At 36.2% G+C, this 3,449-nt stretch carries 3 protein-coding genes; 2 read left to right on the forward strand and 1 reads right to left on the reverse strand.

Going from position 1 to position 3,449, the window contains the following annotated elements; translation table 11 throughout:
• Positions 1 to 30: 30 nt before the first annotated feature.
• A complete protein-coding gene (gene yidC / locus ACK4HO_RS12570; RefSeq protein ID WP_409666312.1) occupies positions 31 to 1,926 on the forward strand; it encodes a membrane protein insertase YidC in 1,896 nt (631 codons plus the stop codon).
• Positions 1,927 to 1,997: 71 nt separating this feature from the next.
• Entirely contained in the window at positions 1,998 to 2,798 is an 801-nt protein-coding gene (gene proC, locus ACK4HO_RS12575) for a pyrroline-5-carboxylate reductase (protein ID WP_409666314.1), read from the forward strand.
• A gap of 50 nt (positions 2,799 to 2,848) precedes the next feature.
• Here proC and ACK4HO_RS12580 read toward each other — a convergent pair.
• Positions 2,849 to 3,449 (reverse strand): fasciclin domain-containing protein (locus ACK4HO_RS12580; RefSeq protein WP_409666316.1); only part of this gene is annotated, 601 nt, incomplete at its 5' end.

Consider the following 3,449-nt stretch of genomic DNA (forward strand, 5'->3'; position numbering starts at 1 on the left):
TTGTTGCTTCTTATGACAAATAAATAAAAAATGGAACAAAAGAAATTTGATTTTAATTCGATTATCGGTTTTGCTTTAATCTTCGTGATTATCCTTTGGATGATGTACAACAACAGAGAAGAGGAAGTAAAGAATCAGGACAAAACCAAAACAGAAAAAGCGGTAGAAGCGAAGGTAAAAAGTGAAACAACCAAAGAAGTCGCCCAAACCATCACCGATACTACTGTTGCTGATTCGGTTAAAATTCAAAAACTACAATCCACTTTAGGAAGTTTTGCTTATTCAGCTACTTTGCCTTCCGCCAAAGAAGATTTCACGATTTTAGAGAATGAAGTATTGAAGTTGAAAATCGCCAATAAAGGCGGTTATATTGCTGAGGCTATTTTAAAAGAGTACAAGAAATTTGATAAAAATTCAAATCAATTAGTGGCGTTAATCAAAAATAACAATGCTAATTTCAACTTGCAGTTGCAAACCAAAGACAACCGAGTATTGAATACCAAAGATTTATTCTTTGAACCAACATTGACGACCATTGACGGAAACCAAGTGCTTTCTATGAAATTGAAGTCGAGCGCCAACGCCTTTTTAGAATACAAATATGTACTGAAACCAAAGCAGTATATGCTTGATTTTGATATTCGTTCTCAAGGGTTGAATACGGCTTTGACTACTTCAAAAACAGCCGATTTACAATGGGATTTGAAAACTTACAGCAACGAAAAAAGTATTTCTTACGAAAATCGCTATGCCGAAATTTACTATGAATATGAAGAAGGAAAAGTAGATTATGCCGGCCTTGGAAAACAAGAAGATGAAACACTTGAAAAAGCAACTTTTATCGCATACAAACAGCACTTTTTTAGTTCAATTCTTTTGTCTCAAACCCCTATTGATAATGCAAAAGTTAGCTCAACCGATTTAGTAAATGATGATAAAGTTGATACTGTTTTTACAAAACAATTTAAATCAACACTACCGTTAGCTTATAAAAATGGCGAGTTAGATTATAAAATGAACTGGTATTTAGGACCAACAGATTACAAAATTTTAAATACTTACGACAAAAACATTGAAGATATTGTTCCTTTAGGCTGGGGAATTTTCGGATGGATAAACAAATTTATTTTCATACCGTTGTTTGGTTTCTTAGGGTCATTTATGGGATTAGGAATTGCGATTATTATCTTCACGATTTTAATCAAAATAGCCATGGCGCCTATCACATTCAAATCATTTTTGTCACAAGCCAAGATGAAAGTATTGCGCCCTGAGATTATGGAAATTGGAGAAAAATTCAAAAAAGATCCAATGAAAAAGCAACAGGAAACCATGAAGTTATACAACAAAGCCGGTGTGAATCCGATGGCTGGTTGTATTCCGGCTTTGATTCAAATTCCGTTTATGTATGCTTCGTTCCAATTCTTCCCATCCGCGATTGAGTTGAGACAAAAAGGATTCCTTTGGGCAGACGATTTATCTTCGTTTGACGAAATTGTTAAATTGCCTTTCTACATTCCGGTTTATGGTGATCATATCAGTTTGTTCCCAATTTTAGCCTCGATAGCAATTTTCTTTTACATGAAAATGACTTCAGGCGATCAAATGATGGCACAACCACCACAAGATGGTATGCCGGATATGGGTAAAATCATGAAAATTATGATTTACTTGTCGCCGATAATGATGTTGCTGTTCTTCAATAATTACGGCTCAGGTTTGAGTTTGTATAACTTTATATCTAACTTGATTACCATTGGAATTATGTTGGTGATTAAAAAATACTTTATCAATAGCGATAAGATACACGCTCAAATTCAAGAGAACAAAGCCAAGCCAAAAACAGAAGGTAAGTTCCAAAGAAAGATGCGTGAAATGATGGAACAAGCTGAAGAGCAAAAAAAGCTTCAAAACAAAAAAAAATAATTTCCGAATCATAAATTTTCAAAACTCTGTTTAAAAATATATCTTTAAACAGAGTTTTTTATTTTACAGCTATGAAGGTATTAATCATCGGTTACGGCAACATGGGAAAAACCTATGCCAACAGTTTTATCAGTTCCAGGTTTATCAAGCCGGAAGATATTTATGCTTTGGTCAGAAGCGATTCATTTTCAGCGACAGAAAATGGGATTCCGAAAGCCAATTTTTCAACTTCAGCAGCAAATGACATCGGTGACTTTGACATCGTAATTTTAGCAGTAAAACCGCAAGATTTTCCTGTTTTGGCGCAAGCCGTAAAACCTTATTTAAAAGATACACAAATCATTTTTTCGGTCATGGCCGGAATTACTTTGGCTACTATAGAAAAGCAATTGTCTTGTTCCAAAATCGTGCGTTCAATGCCCAATATTCCAACCCAAATCGGAATGGGAATGACCGTTTTCACGGCTTCAGCGAATGTGGATAGAAAAGAATTGTTTATCATTCAAAACCTAATCAACACGACCGGGAAATCGGTTTATGTTGAGAATGAAAAACTCATTGATGCAGCGACAGCTATTTCGGGTAGTGGACCGGCGTATGTCTTTTATTTTATGCAATCGATGATTCAAGCGGCCGTTGATTTAGGTTTCAATGAATCCGAAGCTGAGTTGTTGGTTAACCAAACTTTTATGGGTTCAGTGGCGATTCAAAACAGCTACTCGTTATCCAACCAAGAGTGGATTGCTAAAGTCGCTTCCAAAGGCGGAACTACCGAAAGTGCGTTGCGTGTTTTCGAAAAAGGTTGTTTGCAAAATACGATTGTAGATGCGGTGAAAGCTGCCAATGACAGAGCATTAGAGTTAGGTTCATAAAAAAAAGCGCAGTGGTTACTGCGCTTCTCTTTTTCATAGCAATTTATAAATTATAACGATGGTAATAATACGTTATTGATAACATGAATTACCCCATTTGAACCTTGTACATCTACAGCAACAATACCTGTTTGTCTGTTGGCCTCGTCAGTTATTGTAGTTCCTGAAATAGAGAATGTTCCTGTTTCTAATGTTGTAATTGGTGTTGTTGGAATTCCGGTTGAAAGTACATTTGCGCCTCCAACTACATGGTAAGTTAATACCGAAGTAACTTGAGCAGAAGTTAAACTTGCCAATACTCCCGGATTTTGTGATTCAAAAGTGGTAAATGCAGCATTTGTTGGCGCAAATACAGTAAATGGTGAGCCGGCCGTTCCGCTCAGTGTTGGTACTAAACCTGCACCACTAACCAAGCCAACCAAAGTGGTGAAATTTGGATTTGCAATAGCATGATTTACAACAGTAGGTAAACCAATAACATTGTCAACCACATGAATAACACCATTGGATGCTTCAATGTCGGCAGTTACTACAGTTGCACCACCATTGGTTGCACCACCGTTTAATTTTACTGTTGAACCTACTTCAATGTACATGCTCAATGTGTTGGTAGTTGAAGCACTTCCTTTGGCTAATGTTTTTACATAACCT

Source organism: Flavobacterium sp. (assembly GCF_046296355.1).
Classification (GTDB): domain Bacteria; phylum Bacteroidota; class Bacteroidia; order Flavobacteriales; family Flavobacteriaceae; genus Flavobacterium.